Genomic DNA, 19,972 nt, shown 5'->3' with positions numbered 1-19,972 from the left:
AAATCAAATGCGGAGAATCGACGAACTCCGAATTTAGATCCGTTAATACGTCGCTCGGTCGACGAGCATCATGCGATAGCGTTCACGCAGGTGATAGGTCGTCCAACCGAAGTAGAAGTTGGCGCCGATCGAAGCGAAGAGCGCGACCAAGGTGAACGTCAGCGAGACCCATTGCGATTGCTGCTCGGCGGCCGTCGTGCGTCCTGCGGCTCCTGACTGATGCGGATCGGAACCGGAGCGATTTTCGGTATTCGCGGCGTTCGTGAATTGCGGATTGAGCGGCGGCTGATTGCCGGCGAGTTGACCGTTCGGCAGCAACAAATTGGGATTCACACCGAGCGGAGGCGCGCCGGCGAACTGGCCCTGTGGATAGGTGCCCATCGTGTTCGCGCCCGGTTGCGTGAATTGCGTGCCCGGCGGAAATCCGTTCGTCGGCTGACCGGCGAATTGCGGGTTGCCGAAACCGGCCGTTCCGGCGGGGTTGGCCGGATCGGTGATGCTCGGCTTCGCCGCACCGAACGAGCGTGGGTCGCCGAGGCCGGGGCCGTACAAGTTCGGAACCGCAGGTCCGGGATTCGACGCCAGATATTGCGGCGGCTGTTGACCGTATTGCGGATTCGTTTGCTGCTGCGGATAGCCCGGCTGATTGTACGACGGTTGGTTGTTGTAGTTCGGCTGATTGTTGTAGCCGGGCTGCGTATTGTAGTTGGGTTGATTATAGGCGGGTTGGTTGTAGCCCGGCTGCTGTGCGGAGCCGGCCGGGTAAGCGTTGTTCGGGTAAGTTCCCGGCGGCGGCGGAAGGTTTCCGAGGTACTGGTTGTTTGTGTTGGTCGGATAGTTCGTGGCGGGATACGTGGCGTTCGACGTTTGCAACGGGAAGCCGCTCGTCGAGGTCGGAACCGTCGGCGTGCCGGTGACGTTGCTCATGCCCGCGACGTTGCTCGTCGTCGGACCGAGCCCAGTGGGCGTGTTGTTGTAGTTCGGTTGATTGTTGTATTGCGTCGGTTGAGCCGAGGCGAGTTGCTGTTGCGAGAGCGTTTGCGGAGTTGCGGAGTTGTTGACGAACGCGCCGTTGTTCTGCGTATAGGTCGAGGCCGGATAGTTGTTCGGCGCATTCATCGGCGCGTTGCCGATCGTCGAGCGATTCGATCCCACCGCAGGATTGGAATTGATTTCCGGAGGGATGATATTTTGGTTCGGCAGCCGATCGCGGCCGACGCGAATCCGATAGTCGCGAATGTTGCGCAGCGCCGGCGGCAAGCTGCTGATCAGCTCCGTGCCGGTCTTCATCGACTCGACCGCCTCGGGCTCGATCTGCACGATGTACTCGATGGAATTGTCCGGCTGACGTTCCCAACCGAAGTCGACGCCGAGCGTCGCCGGAATCAGCATGAGTACCAAAGCATTCATTAAACGACTCCTGCGACGTTGCCGTGCAGCGCAGTTGTAAGGGGGAGTGAACTCAACGTGCGAAGGGGCTAAAACAGCGTAAAACCGGCGACTGGGATGTGTGTTCAACGGTGCGCGAAATAGCTTCGCGTACCGTCGCATGCCCCCGGCGGGTCGCATCTTAGCCCCGTTTCGCGTTTTGCCACAAGCTCGAAATCGGGGGTTTAGTGCGAGACCGACGCGGCCACGCTTCGATGCCCGACAACGCGCGGTTACGCTCTACTACGTCTTGCGCTTCTCGAAGTTCGCCAACTCCGTTCGGAGCATCACCAACAGAGTGTGTAGCAGCGCGAGCACCATCGGCCCGACGAAAACACCGATCGGCCCGAGCGCTTCGACTCCCCCCAACACGCTCAGCAATGCCGGCAGAGGATGCATGTTCGAGCGTTCTTGCAGCACCAAGGGCTTAATCAGATTATCGGCGAGCGAAACGACGATCGCACAGTAGATCGCGAGACCGATCGCTGCGCCGGGCCGGCCGTCGATGAAATAGAGCCAGAGCGAGCAGCCGCCCCATACGGCCGTCGCTCCTACGAGCGGCAGCAGCGCGAAGAGCATCGTCAACAGCGTGAGGAGGAAGATCGAATCGAGCCCGACGAAGAGATAGCCGATGCCGGCAAGAAAGCCCTGCGCCAGCGCTGCAAGGAACATCGACAACACGACGGCGCGCGTGAGGTTGCCGAACTCCGCGAGCAGCTTTTCGACATGCTTCGAGTCGAGCGGCGTGAGCAAGGTCAGCGAGGCGAGCATCGCGCGGCCGTCGGCAAGAAAGTAGTAGCAACTGATCAGCATCACGACCAAACCGATGATGAGTTGCACCAGGAGACCGCCGACGTATTGAGTCGTGCCGAGCGCCAAGGGGCCGGCGGCGGAGCGTGCCCGATCGAGCAGCTTGTCGAGTTGATCGGGCTCTAGATTAACGAACCGCTTCACGGCGGCAGCCAGAGGCCCGCCGAGGAGCTCGTTGCGAAAGGCGTCGAGCGCGAGGTACGACTTTCGCCAAGCCGCTTCCCAGGCCTCGACATCGGAAGGGGCCGGCTTCGGCTCGCTCCAAGCGGCGACCCAAGTGTTCCAAGCCGCTTTCAACTGCGGCGGGGGAACGGCTGCGGCGTCCGACGGCTGGGCAGGGCCTTCGCCGAAGCCGAGCTTTTCTTGAATGAGATCGCTGTCGATCTTCATTTGCTTCTGTGCTTCTTCGATCAAGCGTGAGCGTTCTTCCGCAGCTTCGAGCAAGCTACGAGGAAGCTCTTCGACCCGATGTAGCGATCGATCGATCCGATCTAAGGCCCCCATCACCGGCGCGGGAGGGGGCCCGAGCGAGAGGCGATTTTGGAGCATCGCGATCTTGCGCGAGATGTCGTCGCGATCGAGACGTCTAAACAAGTCCGACGACTCCGAAACGGCCAAGCCTCCCAAGGCCAACGACGGCAAGAGCACGGCTAGGAGGATCAATAAGGTCGTCAGGGCGGCGGCGATTCTCGTGCGGCCGCGGCATCGCTTTGCGATCCAGTCGTTGACCGGGTGGAACAACACCGTGAGCATCGCCGCAAGAAACAAGGGCAACAAAAAAGTCGCCATCACTTCGTACGACAAGAAGCCGATCACGACGATCAAGACAACCAACACACCGAGCGAAACCATCCGCGCCATGCGGGCTTCTCCGAGCAAGATAAGGTCTGCCGCTTCGTTCAGGGTCTATCAATGGCTGCGCGGAAAATGGAGTCACGGCAAGCTATGTAAGCCGCGGATCGTCGACTGCGCGTGGCGCGGCCCGATTCACCTCCGCACAAGCATGGATAAGAATGACGAAAGCCGGCAGGATTGGCAAACGGCTTTCGTCGATGGGTGGCATTCTGCGGCATTCGAGGCAAAAAGCCGTGCTCTAAAAGACCGCCAACCTAGAACGTACTTACGACGCCCGTCTCGCGACTCGCCATCTGCCGGGTGAGCGTGTAGTGGTGATAGTGCATCGCGCACTTAAGAATGTAGATGAAGAGCATGAACGGATCGCGGCGCTGCATTAAGAAATGCCCGATCCGGCGGCGATATTCCTTACGAAGCGAGGCCTCGGGCACTTCGCGCATCAACTTCATAAACACATAGGCCGACTTGACGGACTCGGCGACCAGCCCTTTGATCCTCGTGAAGAAATGCGATTTTGCATACTTTTCGCGAGTAGCTCCGAGTCGGAACTTTTCGCTAAGGTACAAACTGTCTAATCGCTCGAAGTAGAAGTCGGGCTCATAGACCGACGCCATCAGATCGATATAGCCGTCGCGCATTTCCTCGCGGCTCATTTGGGCGGGAATGACGTTCGTGCCGAAGACCGGCTGATCGTCGTAATCGAGCCGCCCCTCGGCCGCGAGTCGTTTATGCAGCGGCGTTTTCGGCACGGCATACAGCAAGCCGACCATCGCATGCAAGATGCGCGATTGTTTAAGAAACTCGTACTGAGCTTTGAAAATGGTCCGATCGTCGGCGTCGAACCCGACGATCATCCCGCACCAAGGGTCGAGCCCGGCGTCTTGGATGCGATGAATCTTTTCGACGATCGTGCCGCCGCTCCGCACGTTCTGAAACTTTTTCGTTTCCCGCAACGAGGCCTCGTTCGGGCTCTCGACGCCGATGAAGATGCCCGTGATGTTGCAGTCGACCATCGCCTGCATCAGCTCGGCATCGTCGGCCAGATCGATCGAGGCTTCGGTGAAGAACGTAATCGGATAGCCGTTCTTTTCCTGCCACTCCTTTACCTTCGCCAGCAGAACCTTAACCGCCTTTTTATTGCCGATCAGATTGTCGTCGACGATGAACGCGCTCGACATTCCTTGCCGATGCATCTCTTCGATTTCCGTGATCACCTGCTCGTTCGTCTTGAGCCGAGGTCGGCGTCCGAAGGTGATGATGATGTCGCAGAATTCGCATTGAAACGGACAGCCGCGTGAGAATTGCAAGCTGCCGAACGCGTAGTGGCGCATCTTAAGCAGATCGAAGCGGGGGGGCGGCACCTTCGTCATGTCGGTCGGTTGAAGTTGCTCGTAGCGTTTGCCGTGCGAGCCGGCGGCCCATTGCTTGAGAAACTGCGGCCAGGTGTCTTCCGCCTCGCCGATGAAGATCACGTCGGCCAGCTCGCCGAAATAATCTTCTTGAACCGTGACCCAAGGGCCGCCGACGACCGTAAAGATTCCACGGTCTTTCAACTCAACGAGAATCTCGCGCATCCGATGCCGCTGCACATTCATGCCGGTCACGCCGACGATGTCGGCCTTTTCCAAGCGCGCGAAATCGATCGCCTCGACGTTTTCGTCGATGAGCGTGACCGTATGTTCGCCGGGCGTGAGCGCCGCCAACAGCGGCAAGCAAGCCGTCGGCAGGTTGGCGCGCTTTCCCAAAAGCGGCAGAGCCAGCTCGAGCCCCCAAAAGGAAATCTCGAAGCGAGGATTAATCAGCACGATATCGGCCATGATTCACATCCCCGGTTAATTTCCGCCCGTCGCTGTTTATAGCAGGACTTTCGGGGAAAACGCCATATTTCCCTCTCGATCGTCGCGCATCGCCCCGCAATTCCGTCGCGAAATACGCTGCGGACGCCGAAAGCGGCGACGTTAATTACGGTGCGAACGGAAAAACCGCAACCCGAAAGAGCGCTCGACGACCGGCGCATTCGCAACCTTCGGACTATCCCTACCAGGTTGAAAACTTTCGCCGGCAGAAGGTCCTTTTTCGACCTACACATTCTATACGGGACTATGGGCGCCTCTCTTGCGCGAGGGTTTCCAGCGTCCTTCGCACGAATGTGTCGTCCGTTCGATGATCCGAGTTTGCAAAATGTCCATCATTCCTCGCTCTCTTTCGATCGTGCTTACGCCGCGTGCTGCCGCAGCGCTCGCCGTGGTGCTTGCCGCGATCTCGACATCCGCTCCGCTCTCGGCTGCAGATCAACCGGCTACGCAAACTTCGTCGCCGGCGGAAGAGCGCAAGAGCAAAGTTCCGCCGTTCGCCGTCGTGCAAGACCTCGTCGAGAAGCAACTGGCAAAGAAGTCCGGATATCGCGACGGCGATCTGATCACGCGCAGCGACGTCGCGCCGATTATTCCGCAACTCGAAAAGCTCGGCTTCCCCGTGCGAGAAGTCTCGAAAGGCATAGAAGTCTTACTAGCCGACGACCACCTGCTGGTCACCCTTCTGCGTACGCCGCAAGGCGAAGCCCTCATCCCGAAGATCAAGAATCTCGAACTGGCGCTCGATCGGATGGATCGACTTTGTTACTTCTCGGAAGGGCAGGAGCTCTTGCGAAACCTGGTGGTCGCGCCGAACGCGCTCACCGTGATCGAGCAACTCTGCCTGCCTGAGACGGCGAAAGCGCTCGCCGTCAAATACCCGAACGAGCCGAGTTGCCAAACGCTCGATCTTCCGACCGGGCGAGCGTTCACCCAACGACAGTACATCGAGCGTCTGCGGACCATTCACATGCTCGCCGAACGAGGATTGACCCGCCCCCATGACTAAGGCCATTCGTTCACCAGCCGATTCGCCGTCGCAAGCAAGCCAATCGCTTATCTCGGCGGCACCGTTCGTCATGCTCCGCAAACCGCGGCGCCGGCCGTCTCGCACCGGCATCGCAACGGTCGAGTTCGCCGTTTGCCTGCCGATCCTCATGGCGATGATCATGGGAGTGATCGAAGCGTCGAATGCCGTGTTCGTCCAACAAGCGTTGACCTCGGCCTCGTACGAAGCCGCGAACGTCGCTTCTGCGATCGGCGGAACTTCCGTCACGGCCCAAACGCGGGCCAACGCCGTGCTCACGAGTCTCGGCATCAAGAACAGCACCGTCTCCATCTCGCCAACCGTCACCACCGCAACGCCGATCGGCACGACGATCGTCGTAACGGTTTCGGCTCCGTTTGCTTCGAACTCGCTCGTCTTCGGCTACATCGGCAGCCCGACCCTTTCCGCAAAAATCACGATTCCGCATCTCTAGAATTTCGTCATAGCAAGCGTCGGACAAGTTTCCGCCTCATTTATAAAGAAGCACACCATGCATCGCGATGAACTTCGAAACGGCGAATCCATTCCATCCACGTTGCGTCTGCGAAGCCGCAAAGAGCGCCGCGGCGCGGTGTTGGCGCTGGTCGCCCTGTTCGTCGTCGTGCTGATGGCGATGGCGGCTTTCTCGATCGACATTTCTTATATCGAACTCGTGCAAACGCAGCTCAAGGCCTCGACCGACGCGGCCAGCAAGGCCGGAACCTCGGCCCTGGTGCAAGGTAAGACGGATGCTCAGGCCATCAGCGCCGCGATCGCGATGGCGGCGCAAAACACGGTAGCCGGCAAGCCGCTGACGCTCACCTCGGCCGATATCGCCGTCGGCCAATCGGTGCTGCAAGGAGACGGCTCCTGGCTGTTCGTGGCCGGCGCCAAGCCGTCGCAAGCGATGCAGATCACGTCCAACATGTCGAGCGCCAACGCCAACGGAGCCGTGAATCTCTTTTTCGCACCGGTTTTCGGCACGAAGACCTTCACGACCAGCAACACTTCCGTCGCCTCGGCATTCGCGTGCGAAGTCTGCTTGGTGCTCGATCGTTCGCACTCGATGTGCTTCGATCAAACCGGCACTGCTTGGAGCTATCCGCTCCCTTATTTGCTGGACTGGGTCACGGCCATCAAAAACAAGCCGACCACCGGGAGCCGTTGGTTGGCGTTGGATACCGCGATCAATTCGTTTTGCACGATTTTGAAAACCGCTAACGCTCCGCCGCGCGTCTCCGTGGTCACCTGGGCCGACGACGTCGACAAGAGCACGACGGAATACTCCCTAACCGGCCAAACTTCGGTTGGTTGCACGACCGATCTCGGCCTCACCACCGACATGAACGCGGTCTACAACGCCGTGCATGCGAAGTCGCTAAACGTCATGCTCGGGGGCACGGAAATGTCGGCCGGGATGGACGCAGGCCGGACGGTCCTCACCGGCCCTAGCGTGAAGAGCTATGCCAAGAAAGTCATGATTCTCATGACCGACGGTCAATGGAACGCGGGCCGCGATCCGATCGATGCCGCCGACGACTGCGTCGACGCGAACATCACGGTCCATTGCGTCTGCTTCCTGAAGAACGCCGATCAAACCACGACGCAAACGATCGCCACCATGACAGGCGGAAAGTTTTACTATGCCACCGATGCCGCGAGCTTGGATGCCGCCTTCAAAGACTTGGCCTACACGCTGCCCGTGGTGTTGACGAAGTAACGCTCATTCCGGTTTGATGAATTCGCCCGAGCAGAGAACTCACGGTCATGCAACATCGAATCGCCCCAACGCCGAACGCCGTGCCGCGACTTTTACGTCGTAAGCGCCATCGCAAGGCCACGACGACGGTCGAATTCGCGATCGTTTGCCCGCTGCTCTTCACGCTGTTCTGCGGAGCGATCGAGTTCGCGCGTTGCAACCAGATCGTCAATGCCGTCGCCCTCTCCAGCTACCAAGGCTGCCGCCGCGCGATCGTGCCGGGCGCCACGGCCGCGAACACGACGGCGGCCGTGAACACGGTTTTATCCGCCAACTTAATCACCGGCGGCACCGTGACGATCAACCCGACGACGATCACCAACGCTACGACCACGGTGACCGTGACCGTTTCCGTGAACCTCACGAACAACGCCTGGATCACGCCGAAGTTCACGAGCGCCGGCACGATCACCCGTTCCTGTACGTTGACGCGCGAGAAGACGAACTAGCTTCGCGCACGTCGCTGCTACAAGCACTTTCTCGCTCGGCACTCCCGCCTGCTTGTGCGATGCCCTCTCAGCCGACAGAATTGGGCTTTCTCCATTTCGTCTCTGCGTAGACGCCCGGCCCGGCCTCGTCGTTAGCGGCCGGCAACTGCGGTCTACGCGGTAATCCACAAGCTCTTGCGCTTCGGCGCGTGTCTGAAATAGCGAGCAAGTCGCCGTGCCGAGTCCGCTGGTAGCGATCCAAAGCTTCGCGAAAAACAATCCTCTTGCGAAGCGCCGGATTATTACGGTCGCTAAACTCGCGCTGCTCGCGGTCGTGGCTTGGTTTATTCACGGCGCTCTCCTGCATGGTTGGGAAAGCCTGCAAGAAAACATCCGCACCGGCCGTTGGTCGCCCGCAGAGTTGCGTTGGTCTTGGCTCGCGCTCGCTGCAGCTCTCTATTCTCTCGGCCAACTCCCATGCGGCATTTTTTGGGGACGCATCCTCGCCGGCCTCGGGCAGCGCGTGCCGACGAGCGCCGTCGTCAGGGCGTTTTACATCGGGCATCTCGGCAAATACGTGCCGGGCAAGGCGATGGTCGTCGTCATGCGGACGAGCATGCTCGTCGTGCATGGCGCCAAGCCGGCGCTGGCCGCGGTGAGCGTCTTCTACGAAACATTTACGATGATGGCGGTCGGAGCGATGGTCTCGGCCGTGGTCATCGTGCTGAAGTATCCCGAGCGCACCGACTGGCTCTGGGGATCCCTCGCGATGGTCGGCATCACAGGCCTGCCGACGATTCCACCGGTGTTCGAGCAGATCGTCCGCCGCTTGCGGAGCGGCAAAGGGGACGAAGCCACGGCCTCGCACGAACTTCGCCGCATCGGCCTTGCCACCTTCCTGAGCGGTTGGGGGTTGATGACGGTTGCGTGGATTATGATGGGCCTCAGCATCTGGGCGACGGCGCGCGGAGCGGGCTTCACCTCGGGCAGGTCGCTCGCCGAAGAGTGGACGATCGGCACGATTGCCGCGGCCTTATCGGTCGTCATCGGGTTTTTGTCGTTCATTCCCGGCGGATTCGGCGTGCGCGACGGCGTCCTCTTCAGCGTGCTCGGCTGGATCTACGGCAATGCCGCGGCGATGGTCACGGCGATTCTCGTTCGCTTGGTTTGGCTGGTGGCCGAACTCGCGGTTTCGATTATTCTATATCAATTGCGAACGAAGGCCGCCGCCCCGCCGCCGAGCTCCGAACCCTCCTCCACTTCGCCGACGCACGCTCCGTGAAAATCTCCGCCGTCATTCCGATGCTCAACGAGGTCGATAGCCTCCGGCAACTCCATGCCGAGTTGTCCGACGTCGCGAAAGCGGAACGCTACGATCTGGAGATCATCTTCATCGACGACGGCTCCAGCGACGGGTCTTGGGAGTTGATCCGTAAGCTCTCGGCCGACGACCCGCGCGTGCGCGGCATTCGCTTTCGCCGCAACTTCGGCAAAGCCGCCGCACTGCGCGCCGGCTTCGAAGCGTCGCACGGCGACTTCATCATGACGCTCGACGCCGACCTGCAAGACGACCCCCATGAGATTCCCAACTTCCTTGCCGAGATGAAGTCGAAGAACTTGGACGTCGTCAGCGGGTGGAAACAAGTTCGCCACGATCCGTGGCACAAGGTCGGCCCATCGCGCATCTTCAATCGCTTGGTCGGCTATCTCACCGGCGTGCGGTTGCACGATCACAACTGCGGCATGAAATGCTACCGGCGGGCCGTCGTGCAAGAGGTGCGCATCTACGGCGAACTGCATCGCTTCATTCCGGTGCTCGCGCATGCCCGCGGCTTTCGCGTCGGCGAGATCGCGATTCAACATCGGGCTCGTCAGTTCGGCCATTCGAAGTACGGCTTTCGCCGTTTCTTCAAAGGGTTTCTCGATCTGCTCACCGTGACGTTCCTCACCGGCTTCGGCCATCGCCCGCAACACTTGCTCGGCACGCTCGGGCTGATCTGCTTCTTCGTCGGCGGTCTGGGAATGACCTGGCTCGCCTGGTTTTGGGTCGCTTCGGTCTTCTCCGGCATCGACCCTAAGCTTCATCAACGGCCTGCGCTGCTCTATTCGATCGCGGCGTTTCTGATCGGCGGGCAGTTCATGTCGATCGGCTTCCTGGCCGAATTGATGACGGCCCATCAAGGAAACGATCTGGATACCTTTTCGATTTCCGAAGTGACGACGGAACCGATTGAAACCATGATCGAAGGCTGAGCGTTCTTCCTTTCGCGACGATTCGTTGGTCGACACCTCTATGCAAACGCCGGCGATGTCCATTCAGGCCGACCCTGATCCCAACTCCGCGCTCCGTCGCAGCATCTATGCGATTCTGATCGTCGTCGGAGCGGCCGGTTTGCTCGGCCGCATCATGGCCGTCGATGCCGTCGATTCCGGCCGACTCGAGAACCACCTCTTCAATCAAGGCCGAGCCGACTGGCAGAAGAAGTTGCCGTTTCTCAGCGCCAACGATCGAAGCCGGTGGCTGACGATCCGGTCGCTCGTCGAGAAAGGGACGTATGTCATCGACGACATTTTCGCCGAACCGAATTGGGCGTCGATCGATGTCGTGAAGCACGACGACGCCGGCCGTGCCGCCCCGGGCCCTGATGAAGGACACCTCTATTCGTCGAAGCCGCCGCTGTTGTCGACGCTGATCGCCGGGGAATACTGGCTGATCTACCGACTCACCGGCTACTCGCTCGGCGAACACCCGTACGGCGTCGGCCGGTTCATGCTCGCGACGATCAATATTCCGACAATCGTCTTGATGTGGCTGCTATTGGCGCGGTACGTCGAACGCTACGGCCGCACCGATTTCGGCCGGATGTTCGTCGTCGCCGGCGCGATCTTCGGCAGCATGCAAACGACTTTCGCCATCTCGTTGAACAACCACCTAATCGCGGCCGCGTCGGCGATGGTGCTGCTCGATGCCGTGGCAAGAATCGTCGTCGAAGGAGACCTACGCTTACGCCGTTTCGCGCAAGCCGGGTTCTTCGCAGCGTTCATGGCGGCCAACGAATTGCCGGCCTTATCGCTGGCGGCGATCGCCGCGGTGGGGTTGCTGGTGAAGTTTCCACGCCAAACGTTGCTCGGCTTCTTGCCGGCGGCGCTCGTCGTCGCCGTCGCGTCGTGCGGAACGAACTATGCCGCGCATGGGACCGTCATGCCTCCCTACGGCCGGCGCGATCCCGACAACAATTGGTATCTCTATCAGTTCCGCAAAGACGGCGTCGTGCGCAATAGCCATTGGTCGGATATTCCGGAAGGGGTCGATCGTGGAGAGCCGTCGCGCGCGCGCTATGCGCTGCATGTGCTGGTCGGACACCATGGCATCTTCTCGCTCACGCCGATGTGGCTGCTCACGGTCGCCGGCCTGGGGCAACTATGCCGACGTCGTAACGAGCCGCTCCGCCCGATCGCCGCCGCGATCGCGCTCGCCTCGGTCGTCTGCTTGGCGTTTTATCTTTCGCGGTCGTTGATCGATCGCAACTACGGCGGCGTCGCTTCCGGTTTCCGCTGGGTCTTTTGGTTCGCGCCGCTGTGGTCGGCCATGATGTTGCCGGCAGTCGATGCCTGTGCAAACCGGCGCGGCTTGCGAGCCGTCTGTCTGTTGCTGCTGGGAGCCTCGGTCGTTTCGGTCACGTTCCCGACTTGGAATCCGTGGACGCAGCCGTGGCTCACGCAACTTTTCACCTTCATGCAGTGGGGTAAGCTCGGGGCATAAGACCTCGCGGCTGAAGCGGAAGAGTTCGAGTTTCGCCGTCGACTCTGCCGAAAATACCGAGAGTTGCGAACCAAGCGTGCCGGCAATCGTCCGCACTCCGCGACAAAAACCCAAAAACTAGCGGCCAGTCCCCCTTGCACGATCTCAGGAAGTATTTATCCTGAGTTGCTTATCCCCGTTTTTAAGACTGCGAGTAGTGCCATGGGTAAACGCCCAAAAACTCCGATGACGCGTCTGCGTAAGACTCTCCGCTGCCCTAAGTGCAACGCTGCGATCAACCGCCGCATGAAGCGCTGCAAGCGGTGCGCTGCCGTCCAACCTAAGAACTAACGCCTCAAGCCGGAACGACTGCGAACCGGCTCTCCCATCTTCTTTCGACGCCGCGATCTCTAGTAGTGGGTCGCCGTCGAATTCGGCTCGCGGCGCCACGGACTTTCAGGACAAGCTCCTCGAAGTTCGTCGCGCGGCGGGCCGTTTTTGTTTTTCCACGCTGCGCTGTTTCCGAGCTTCGCAGTTCACAAGCTTCGCCGTTCCCGACGAAAGCCCGTCGCTAGCACCGCTCGATACGTGGCACTGCACCGCGATCGAGGGAATAATGGATCCGACGGCTTTCCGTCACCGTCCCTCTCTCCTGCGACGCTTTTTCTATGGGTCCACTCGGCCGACGCTATCTCGTTCCCTTTCACCCGAAACGGGTTCCTCACCACTTCACCGACGTGCTCATCATCGGCGGCGGGCTTGCCGGCCTGCGCGCTGCGCTCGCCATCGATCCTGCGCTCAACGTCCTCGTCATCACGAAGCTCGCGCTGCAGCAGTCGAATAGCCAGTATGCCCAAGGGGGCATCGCCGGCGTCATGGATCCCGAGGATTGCTTCGCGAATCACGTGGCCGATACGCTTCGCGCCGGCGGCGATCTTTGCGACGAAGCGATCGTCGAACTCGTCGTCCGCGAAGCTCCCCGACGCATTCGCGAGTTGATCGAGTGGGGCGCAAAGTTCGATCTCGAAGCCGGCGAGCTCGCGCTCGGCCGCGAAGGAGGTCACAGCCACGATCGAATCGTGCATGCCTTAGGCGACGCCACCGGTCGCGAAGTCATGCGGGCCGTGATCGACAAGACGAAGCGGCTCGGCAACGTCGACAATTGGTCCGACACCTTTACGCTCGATCTCCTGACGTTCGACGGTGTCGTGCGCGGCGCACTGGTTTGGAATCCCAAACACGGCAAAACGCTCGTCTGGGCCAAACAGACGATTCTTTGCACGGGCGGAGCGGGGCAAATCTATCGCGAGACCACGAACCCCGACGTCGCGACCGGCGACGGCCATGCCATCGCCTATCGCGCCGGTGCCGAGCTGCGCGATATGGAGTTCATGCAATTCCATCCGACCGTGCTTTATATCGCCGGCAGCAGCCGCAACCTCATCACCGAGGCGATGCGCGGCGAAGGGGCGTATCTCATCGATCGCGCTGGAAAGCGCTTCATGTTCGAGTTCGACGAGCGCGGCGAGCTCGCGCCGCGCGATGTCGTGAGTCAAGCGATCGTCAGCCGGATGGAACAGACGCGCCACCCGAACGTCTATCTCGACCTTTCGCATCTCGATCCGGCTCGCGTGCGGAAACGCTTCCCCGGCATCGCGGCATTCTGCGCCGAATTCAGCCTCGACATTACGCGCGATCGAATCCCGGTTCGTCCGGGGGCCCATTATATGATCGGCGGCGTCACGACCGACGCCGAAGGCCGCACGACGCTGCCCGGCCTCTGGGCCGCCGGCGAAGTGACTTCCACCGGCCTGCACGGCGCCAATCGCCTGGCGTCGAACAGCCTCCTCGAAGGACTCGTCTTCGGTGCGCATGCCGGCGAAGGAGCATCGCAGGCCGCGTTGAATATCGCCGACGATTTCCGCGTGCCGCCGCTGGAGAACCCGCCGCTGGAACAATCGCCGGAGTTGCTCGATATCGCCGATATTCGCAACTCGCTCAAAAGCCTGATGTGGCACAGCGTCGGCGTCCGCCGCGAAGAGGCGGGCCTGGTCGAAGCCGCGGAAACGATCGATCGCTGGTCCGGCTACGTCGTCAATCGGCAGTTCACTTCGCCGCAAGGTTGGGAACTTCAGAACATGCTCGTCGTGTCGCGGTTGATGGTCGAAGCCGCGTTGCGACGCAATGAAAGTCGCGGCACGCATCTCCGGCTCGACTTCCCGCACCTCGACAACGAGCATTGGCAGCGGCATATCGAATTCCAGCGCGAAGCCTAACGCCTGGAGTTGATGCCGCATGCCGCGCTTCGTCATTTTGCGACACGAATGCCCTGTCGAATCCCGCCGACCTTCGCATTGGGACTTCATGCTGGAGCACGGCGAAGTCTTGAGAACCTGGGCGCTCGACCTTGCTCCCGACATTCGTGAGCTTCAAGTCGTCGCGTTGCTGCCCGACCATCGCTTGGAGTACCTCGCCTACGAAGGACCGATCTCCGGCGGGCGTGGCACAGTCGCTCAATGGGATGCAGGAACATATGAAGTGATCGGACATCAAGGAGAACCGGAAAGTCTCGACGGGCGCGATGTGACCGGCGACACACTTGAAATCCTCGTCGCAGGCCGACGGTTGCAAGGTCGCGTTCGGCTGCAACATCGTCGCGATATCGAATCCATCGAGCCGACGTTCGACTATCGGTTCCTGCCGGCCGCAGAGATCGATATTTAACGAACGAAGCTACCGCTTAGCAATGGGCTTGCCGTCGGCTCGAAACGTCCGGCCGGCGACGTACAATTTTCCGTCGGTGAGCGTGAACCGATCGAGTTCGTAGCGAATCCCTTTCTTCATCGTCGACGGCAAGCCGACGATCGCCGTGGGATCACCGTTAACGGTTGTCCAACGGAGCGACAACTCAAACGCTTCGGCCGCTTGCCGAACCGCATCGAGAATCGTCGACAGCGGCAGCGGCACCGCTCCGGCACGAATTTGCCGAAAGCGCACCGCGAGCTCTTGGTTCTTCGTCATCTGTCCTTCGACGTCCATCCAAGCGATGGTCTTCACGCCGCCGATCTCGCAGCGCACGCCGACCTGCACGTGGTCGTCGAGAATCTTGATCCGCGGCCGCTCGAAGTTCGGCGGCAGCAGGTTCGGATGCTTTTCGACAAGATCGACCGCAAGCCAGCCGTTGATCTGCTCATCGGTGAATACGGAGCTCCAAGACCCTTCCTTTTCGACGTCGTTCGCCAACGCAAACGCACCGGCCGTAAACTCGTCGCTCGCCTTGTCGGCGTGCGTCTCCGGCATCGCCACCGCTTCGGCATAGAAGTCGGGCACTTCCTGCGCCGCGTGATACACGCCGTATAAGCCGAGGCCGGTCGCGAGCGATAAGACGAGCAGCACGACGACGCACGTGACGAACCAGCGACTGCGCATGTACGTTTCCTCAAGTTATCGCACGGTCGGGCTCGTGTGTCTCGGCAGCGGCGCGTATCGCGGAATCGGAAAGCCTCGAAATCGGAGAGAACGCTCCGAGAAGTCAGGAAGTCCGGTGGAATCGTAGGAGTGAGCCCTGGGTGCGTCAATTCCGTTCTTTCGCGCGGCGCGATTCCGCCTCATTCCATCACGATTTCAACACGGGTTGTCGCTCCCCGACAGACCGGTAAGATAGGTGGATGATTGAGAATCTTCCGGTAAATACCTTGCAACATAAGGCCCTCACGATCGAGGGTTGGTCGCGCGCCGCGGTGCAGACCTATTGGCGCATTCCCGAACTCAAGCTCGGGTTCGATCTCGGGGCGCATCCCTGGGGCTTCATGGGAACCGAGACGTGGTTCGTCTCGCATACGCATCTGGACCACATCGCATCGTTGCCGGCGTATGTCGCTCGCCGGCGCATGATGAAGATGGAGCCGCCGAAGATTTATCTTCCGGAACACGCCGTCGAGACGGTCGATAAGATCCTCAAACTATTTACCCGTCTCGACCGGGGCCGGATGCCTTGCGAGCTGATCGGGGTGAAGCCCGGCGACGAGATCGAGCTTTCGCGCGAGCATGTCGTTTCGGTTTGGGAAACGGTGCATACGGTGCCGAGCGTCGGCTATGTCGTGTGGGAACGTCGTAAAAAGCTTAAGCCGGAATATCTCACCCTGTCGGGCGAGCAGATTCGCGACTTGCGGCAAAGCGGAGTCGAAATCTCCGAAGAACGGCGAATGCCGCTCGTCGCTTATGTCGGCGACAGCGCTCCAGCCGGCCTCGACAACTGCCCGGCCGCCTATGAAGCTCAGATTTTGATTACCGAAATGACGTTCGTCGCGCCGGGCCATCGCAAGGAAAAGATTCACAAGTTCGGCCACATGCACCTGGACGACATCCTCGCACGGCGCGACCGCTTTAGGAACGAGCTCATCATCGCCGGGCATCTGAGTACCCGATATAATTCGACTCAGGTTCGCCGGATCGTCGAGAAGGCGATGCCGGACATGCTCGACGGCCGACTCCGGCTGTGGCTGTAGCGCGCCAGTTCAAGCCTGCGAGGTCGGACGTGCCGCCATCCGTTTTGCGCCCGCCGACCGCCGCCTATCTGCATGTGCCGTTTTGTCGGCACCGTTGCGGCTATTGCAACTTCACACTGATCGCCGGACGCGACGATCTGATCGAGGCGTATCTCGCAGGGCTGGCGATCGAGCTCGCGCAGCTCGTCGAGCCGCGGCCCGTCGCCACGTTGTTTCTCGGCGGGGGCACGCCGACGCATCTCGCACCGCCGCAGCTTGAACAACTCGTCGACTTAGCTCGACGATGGTTTCCGCTGACGCCGGGCTACGAGTTCTCCGCAGAAGCGAATCCGTCGGACGTGACGCCCGAACGGATTGCCGTATTGCATGCGGCAGGGCTGACGCGGCTAAGTCTCGGCGTACAATCGTTTCGCGCCGAGAAGCTGCGTGCGCTCGAACGCGATCACACGGCCGCGATCGCCCGCCAGGCGGTTCGCCTCGCGCAAGACGCTGGGTTCTCGACATCGCTCGATCTGATCTTCGGCGCTCCCCAGGAGACGCTCGACGATTGGCGGAGCGATCTCGATGCGGCCCTCGCATTGGAAACCGATCACGTGTCTCTGTATGGTCTGACGTTCGAGCGCGGTACTTCGTTCTGGACACGTAAGCTGAAAGGCGAACTGCAGCAGTCGGACGAAGAGTTGGAACGTGCCATGTACCTCGAAGCGATCGACCGCCTCACCGCCGCCGGCTACGAACATTACGAAGTCTCGAACTTCGCCCGGCCCGGCCGACGCTGCCGCCACAACGAGACCTATTGGGCCGCGCACGGCTATTACGCCGCCGGCCCCGGGGCGGCGCGCTATGTCGATGGCCGCCGAGAGACGAATCATCGGAGTACGACGACTTGGCTCCAACGTATTCAAGCCGGGCAGTCGCCGGTGGCCGATAGCGAAACTCTCGCCCCCGAAGATCGGGCCCGCGAGGCCCTCGTGCTCGGCTTGCGACGCTTGCCGGAAGGGATCGAGGCGCGAGCCTTTGCCGAAGAATTCGGGTACGATTTGTCGTCATTGGGCGGGGATGAGTTGGGCAAGCTACTCGCCTCGGACTTGCTACAGCTCAATGAGGGGCGACTGCGTCTGACCCGCGAAGGATTGCTTATCAGCGATTGGATTTGGTCGAAGTTCGTGCGCTGTTGAACGGATCACGTCGAGCTTAACGGAGTGAGAAACGACCTATGACGAAGATCACCTTGCTTTCCTTTTCGCTTCGCTTGCTCGGCTTCGTTCTTATAGCCGCGGCGGCAAGCTTCGCAACACCGACGCAACTTCGCGCCGCTGAAGAAATCGAATGCGATTTGCTGATCGTCGGCGGCGGCGAGTCGGGCACGGCCGCAGCGATCCAAGCGGCGCGGTTCGGCGTGCCGAGGATCGTCCTCACGAACGACTGCAATTGGCTCGGCGGACAGTTCACCGCCGAAGGGCTCGCTGCGATCGATGAATGGACTAAGTATCGGGGCGGTCGTGTTCACTTTCCGCGCAGCGGCATCTTCCTCGAAATCATGGACCTGATCGAGGCCGACATGCAGCGCAAGTATGGAAACGCGCGGCCCGGCAATTGCTTTTGCGCCTGGACGACCTGCGAGCCCCGCGACACCGAGTTGCTTTTCCGCCGGCTGATCGCTCCCTATCTCGTCGGCGCCGGCGGCTCGATCACGCTCTTGGAAAACATCGAACCGCTCGGCGTTCGATTAGCGGGAAAGCGCGTCGAAGCGGTTGCGTTCGGCAACGTGGCCGATCGCAATTCCGAGACACAGGAATCTACGTTCGTCATTAAGCCGCGCATCACGATCGACGCGAGCGATTGGGGGGATATCGTTCGCCTGTCCGGCGCCAAGTATTTTTGCGGGCCCGATTTGAAGGACCGGTTTCAAGAGCCGAGCGCTCCCGAAAGCTACGACCGAATCGAGCACAACGAAATCAACCCCCTCACCTATTGCATGGTGCTACGCGAAAGCGCTCAGCCGACGATCATCGAACGCCCGACAGGCTACGACGAGCGCCGCTACTTCGCCGCGACGACTTCGACCGCGGCGGAGTTTGCACAACTCGGCTGGCCGCAGGAGGCAATGAAGCCTTTCGCGCAAGCTTGGCGCGATACGGCCTTGCCCAACGGCCCTTATACGGACGGTCCGACGGTTTATCATCATCGCCGGCTCGTCGATCGCCGCCATTTAGGTTTGCCGGCCGGTTCCGAGGCGGTCCTCGTCAATTGGCCGCTGCAAGATTATCCGACGAATCGCTATCCGCAGCCTGTCGTCGATGCGCTGGAGCGGCTTACCGTCGGGGCGTCGCAAAAGAACGTGGTCGAGATGAATCCGCGCGAGCGGCAGGTCGTGTTTAACGATGTCAAACAGCACACGCTCGGGCTGCTGTACCATTTGCAAACGACCGTGGCGGAGCGCGATCTCGCCGCAGCCGGCGCCGATCCGAACCGGAAGATCGTGACCTTTCGCGATCTGCAACTGACCGACGAATTCGGCACGCCCGATCACTTGCCGCCGAAGCCGTATATTCGCGAAGGCTTGCGTACGCAGGCGATGTATATGTTGCGCGAGCAAGACGTGCGCGACACCGACGGCAACCAGTGCTGGTCGAAAAGCATGGTGCCCGACGGTGCCTTCGGCTTTCAATTCAACATCGATTTTCATCCGACGAAGCGTATCTTTCTCAACGACGACACTAACGCAACATGGACGCTCGTCCATACGCCGCTTCGCAATTGGAGCACCGATACCGATCGGGCGATGCTGCCGCTACGAAGCATGGCACCGCTCGAGACCGAAGGCTTGATCGTGGCCGGAAAAAACTTGGGCCTATCGAGCATCGTCCAATCGGCCGTGCGGTTGCATGGGCACGGCATGCTCGCGGGACAAGCCGCCGCGGCGTTCTCCGTGGTTGCGCTGCGCGAGAAGCTGAACCCACAGCAAGTGGCGACGAATCTTCGCCTCGTGCGACTGATTCAAGGACTGTTGCTTAATCCCGTCGATGTCATGGCGCTGAGGCGCACGCCGAAAGCACCGCGACCGCCGGGCGTTTTGATTTGGCCTTATCACGACTTGAAGCCGAGCGATCCCCATTTCGCAGCAGCCAATCGGGCAGCGTTGTTGGGCATCTACGTCGCCGACCAACAATCGCCCGATTTCGACGCCGAGCGCAACGTGAAGCGCCGCGAAGTGGCCGCGGCGATTCGTCGACTGGAATGGCTCAAAGGGAGCACGACGCATACGCCTCTAGAACTCAACAACCCGGAGGCCGACGCCGATTTCAGCTTGCTGATTAATTTCAAACTAGCGAAGCTTCCGGAGGGGGCCGAAGCGGTGCGAGGCCTCGAGCAGCCGGTAAAACGCCGCGATTTCGTCACGATTCTCGACTATCAATATCAGGGGCAACTCCCCGAAGGGGAAGCATTCAGCCTGACGGGCGATACCGACGGCGACGGTCTGCTCGATCTCGACGATGCCCTGCCGTTCGACAAGGATAACGACAACGTGCCGGATCGACTGGACCACTAGCGCGAAGAA

Annotated in this window: 16 protein-coding genes; 12 read left to right on the top strand and 4 right to left on the bottom strand. The window is 60.6% G+C overall.

What is annotated here, in order from left to right; genetic code table 11:
• Nucleotides 1-42 precede the first annotated feature (42 nt).
• From K8U03_18845 to K8U03_18835, 3 genes are all read right to left on the bottom strand, one after another.
• The gene (locus K8U03_18845) at nt 43-1,410 is read right to left on the bottom strand and encodes a hypothetical protein (protein ID MCE9606947.1); all 1,368 of its coding nucleotides are present in this window, start codon (nt 1,408-1,410) and stop codon (nt 43-45) included.
• A 261-nt stretch (nt 1,411-1,671) separates the two neighbouring features.
• Nucleotides 1,672-3,099, bottom strand: coding sequence for an AI-2E family transporter (locus K8U03_18840; protein MCE9606946.1), 1,428 nt, complete (start codon nt 3,097-3,099; stop codon nt 1,672-1,674).
• Nucleotides 3,100-3,347: 248 nt separating this feature from the next.
• The gene (locus K8U03_18835; protein ID MCE9606945.1) at nt 3,348-4,910 is read right to left on the bottom strand and encodes a B12-binding domain-containing radical SAM protein; all 1,563 of its coding nucleotides are present in this window, start codon (nt 4,908-4,910) and stop codon (nt 3,348-3,350) included.
• Nucleotides 4,911-5,274: 364 nt separating this feature from the next.
• Here K8U03_18835 and K8U03_18830 point away from each other — a divergent pair, with 364 nt between their 5' ends.
• The 9 genes from K8U03_18830 (at nt 5,275) to K8U03_18790 (ending at nt 14,626) form a co-directional block, all read left to right on the top strand.
• On the top strand, nt 5,275-5,955 hold the full coding sequence (locus K8U03_18830; protein ID MCE9606944.1) for a hypothetical protein: 681 nt from the start codon (nt 5,275-5,277) through the stop codon (nt 5,953-5,955).
• A 109-nt stretch (nt 5,956-6,064) separates the two neighbouring features.
• Nucleotides 6,065-6,427, top strand: a complete 363-nt coding sequence (locus K8U03_18825; protein ID MCE9606943.1) for a pilus assembly protein — start codon at nt 6,065-6,067, stop codon at nt 6,425-6,427.
• 57 nt (nt 6,428-6,484) lie between these two features.
• Complete coding sequence (locus K8U03_18820) at nt 6,485-7,693, top strand: VWA domain-containing protein (GenBank protein ID MCE9606942.1); 1,209 nt, start codon at nt 6,485-6,487, stop codon at nt 7,691-7,693.
• Nucleotides 7,694-7,740: 47 nt separating this feature from the next.
• Nucleotides 7,741-8,181, top strand: coding sequence for a pilus assembly protein (locus tag K8U03_18815; protein MCE9606941.1), 441 nt, complete (start codon nt 7,741-7,743; stop codon nt 8,179-8,181).
• 214 nt (nt 8,182-8,395) lie between these two features.
• On the top strand, nt 8,396-9,442 hold the full coding sequence (locus K8U03_18810) for a YbhN family protein (GenBank protein ID MCE9606940.1): 1,047 nt from the start codon (nt 8,396-8,398) through the stop codon (nt 9,440-9,442).
• A 20-nt stretch (nt 9,443-9,462) separates the two neighbouring features.
• A complete protein-coding gene (locus K8U03_18805) occupies nt 9,463-10,413 on the top strand; it encodes a glycosyltransferase family 2 protein (protein ID MCE9606939.1) in 951 nt (316 codons plus the stop codon).
• A 25-nt stretch (nt 10,414-10,438) separates the two neighbouring features.
• On the top strand, nt 10,439-11,923 hold the full coding sequence (locus tag K8U03_18800; GenBank protein MCE9606938.1) for a hypothetical protein: 1,485 nt from the start codon (nt 10,439-10,441) through the stop codon (nt 11,921-11,923).
• Between the two features lie 647 nt (nt 11,924-12,570).
• Nucleotides 12,571-14,178, top strand: a complete 1,608-nt coding sequence (gene nadB / locus K8U03_18795; protein ID MCE9606937.1) for an L-aspartate oxidase — start codon at nt 12,571-12,573, stop codon at nt 14,176-14,178.
• Between the two features lie 19 nt (nt 14,179-14,197).
• The gene (locus K8U03_18790) at nt 14,198-14,626 is read left to right on the top strand and encodes a hypothetical protein (protein ID MCE9606936.1); all 429 of its coding nucleotides are present in this window, start codon (nt 14,198-14,200) and stop codon (nt 14,624-14,626) included.
• 9 nt (nt 14,627-14,635) lie between these two features.
• Here the strand turns inward: K8U03_18790 and K8U03_18785 are convergent, their stop codons facing one another.
• Entirely contained in the window at nt 14,636-15,331 is a 696-nt protein-coding gene (locus K8U03_18785; GenBank protein ID MCE9606935.1) for a hypothetical protein, read from the bottom strand.
• 239 nt (nt 15,332-15,570) lie between these two features.
• On the opposite strand from K8U03_18785, the gene K8U03_18780 reads away from it, so the two are divergent.
• Genes K8U03_18780 through K8U03_18770 form a run of 3 tightly spaced genes read left to right on the top strand, consistent with a single transcriptional unit; the run spans nt 15,571 to nt 19,963 of the window.
• Nucleotides 15,571-16,410, top strand: a complete 840-nt coding sequence (locus K8U03_18780; protein MCE9606934.1) for a metal-dependent hydrolase — start codon at nt 15,571-15,573, stop codon at nt 16,408-16,410.
• A gap of 29 nt (nt 16,411-16,439) precedes the next feature.
• Nucleotides 16,440-17,588, top strand: a complete 1,149-nt coding sequence (hemW, locus tag K8U03_18775; protein ID MCE9606933.1) for a radical SAM family heme chaperone HemW — start codon at nt 16,440-16,442, stop codon at nt 17,586-17,588.
• 38 nt (nt 17,589-17,626) lie between these two features.
• Nucleotides 17,627-19,963, top strand: a complete 2,337-nt coding sequence (locus K8U03_18770; protein MCE9606932.1) for an FAD-dependent oxidoreductase — start codon at nt 17,627-17,629, stop codon at nt 19,961-19,963.
• Nucleotides 19,964-19,972 lie beyond the last annotated feature (9 nt).

The organism is Planctomycetia bacterium (assembly GCA_021413845.1).
GTDB lineage: Bacteria > Planctomycetota > Planctomycetia > Pirellulales > PNKZ01 > PNKZ01.
Note: the sequence above shows the minus strand (reverse complement) of the source record. Positions and strands in the feature narration are given on the sequence as shown.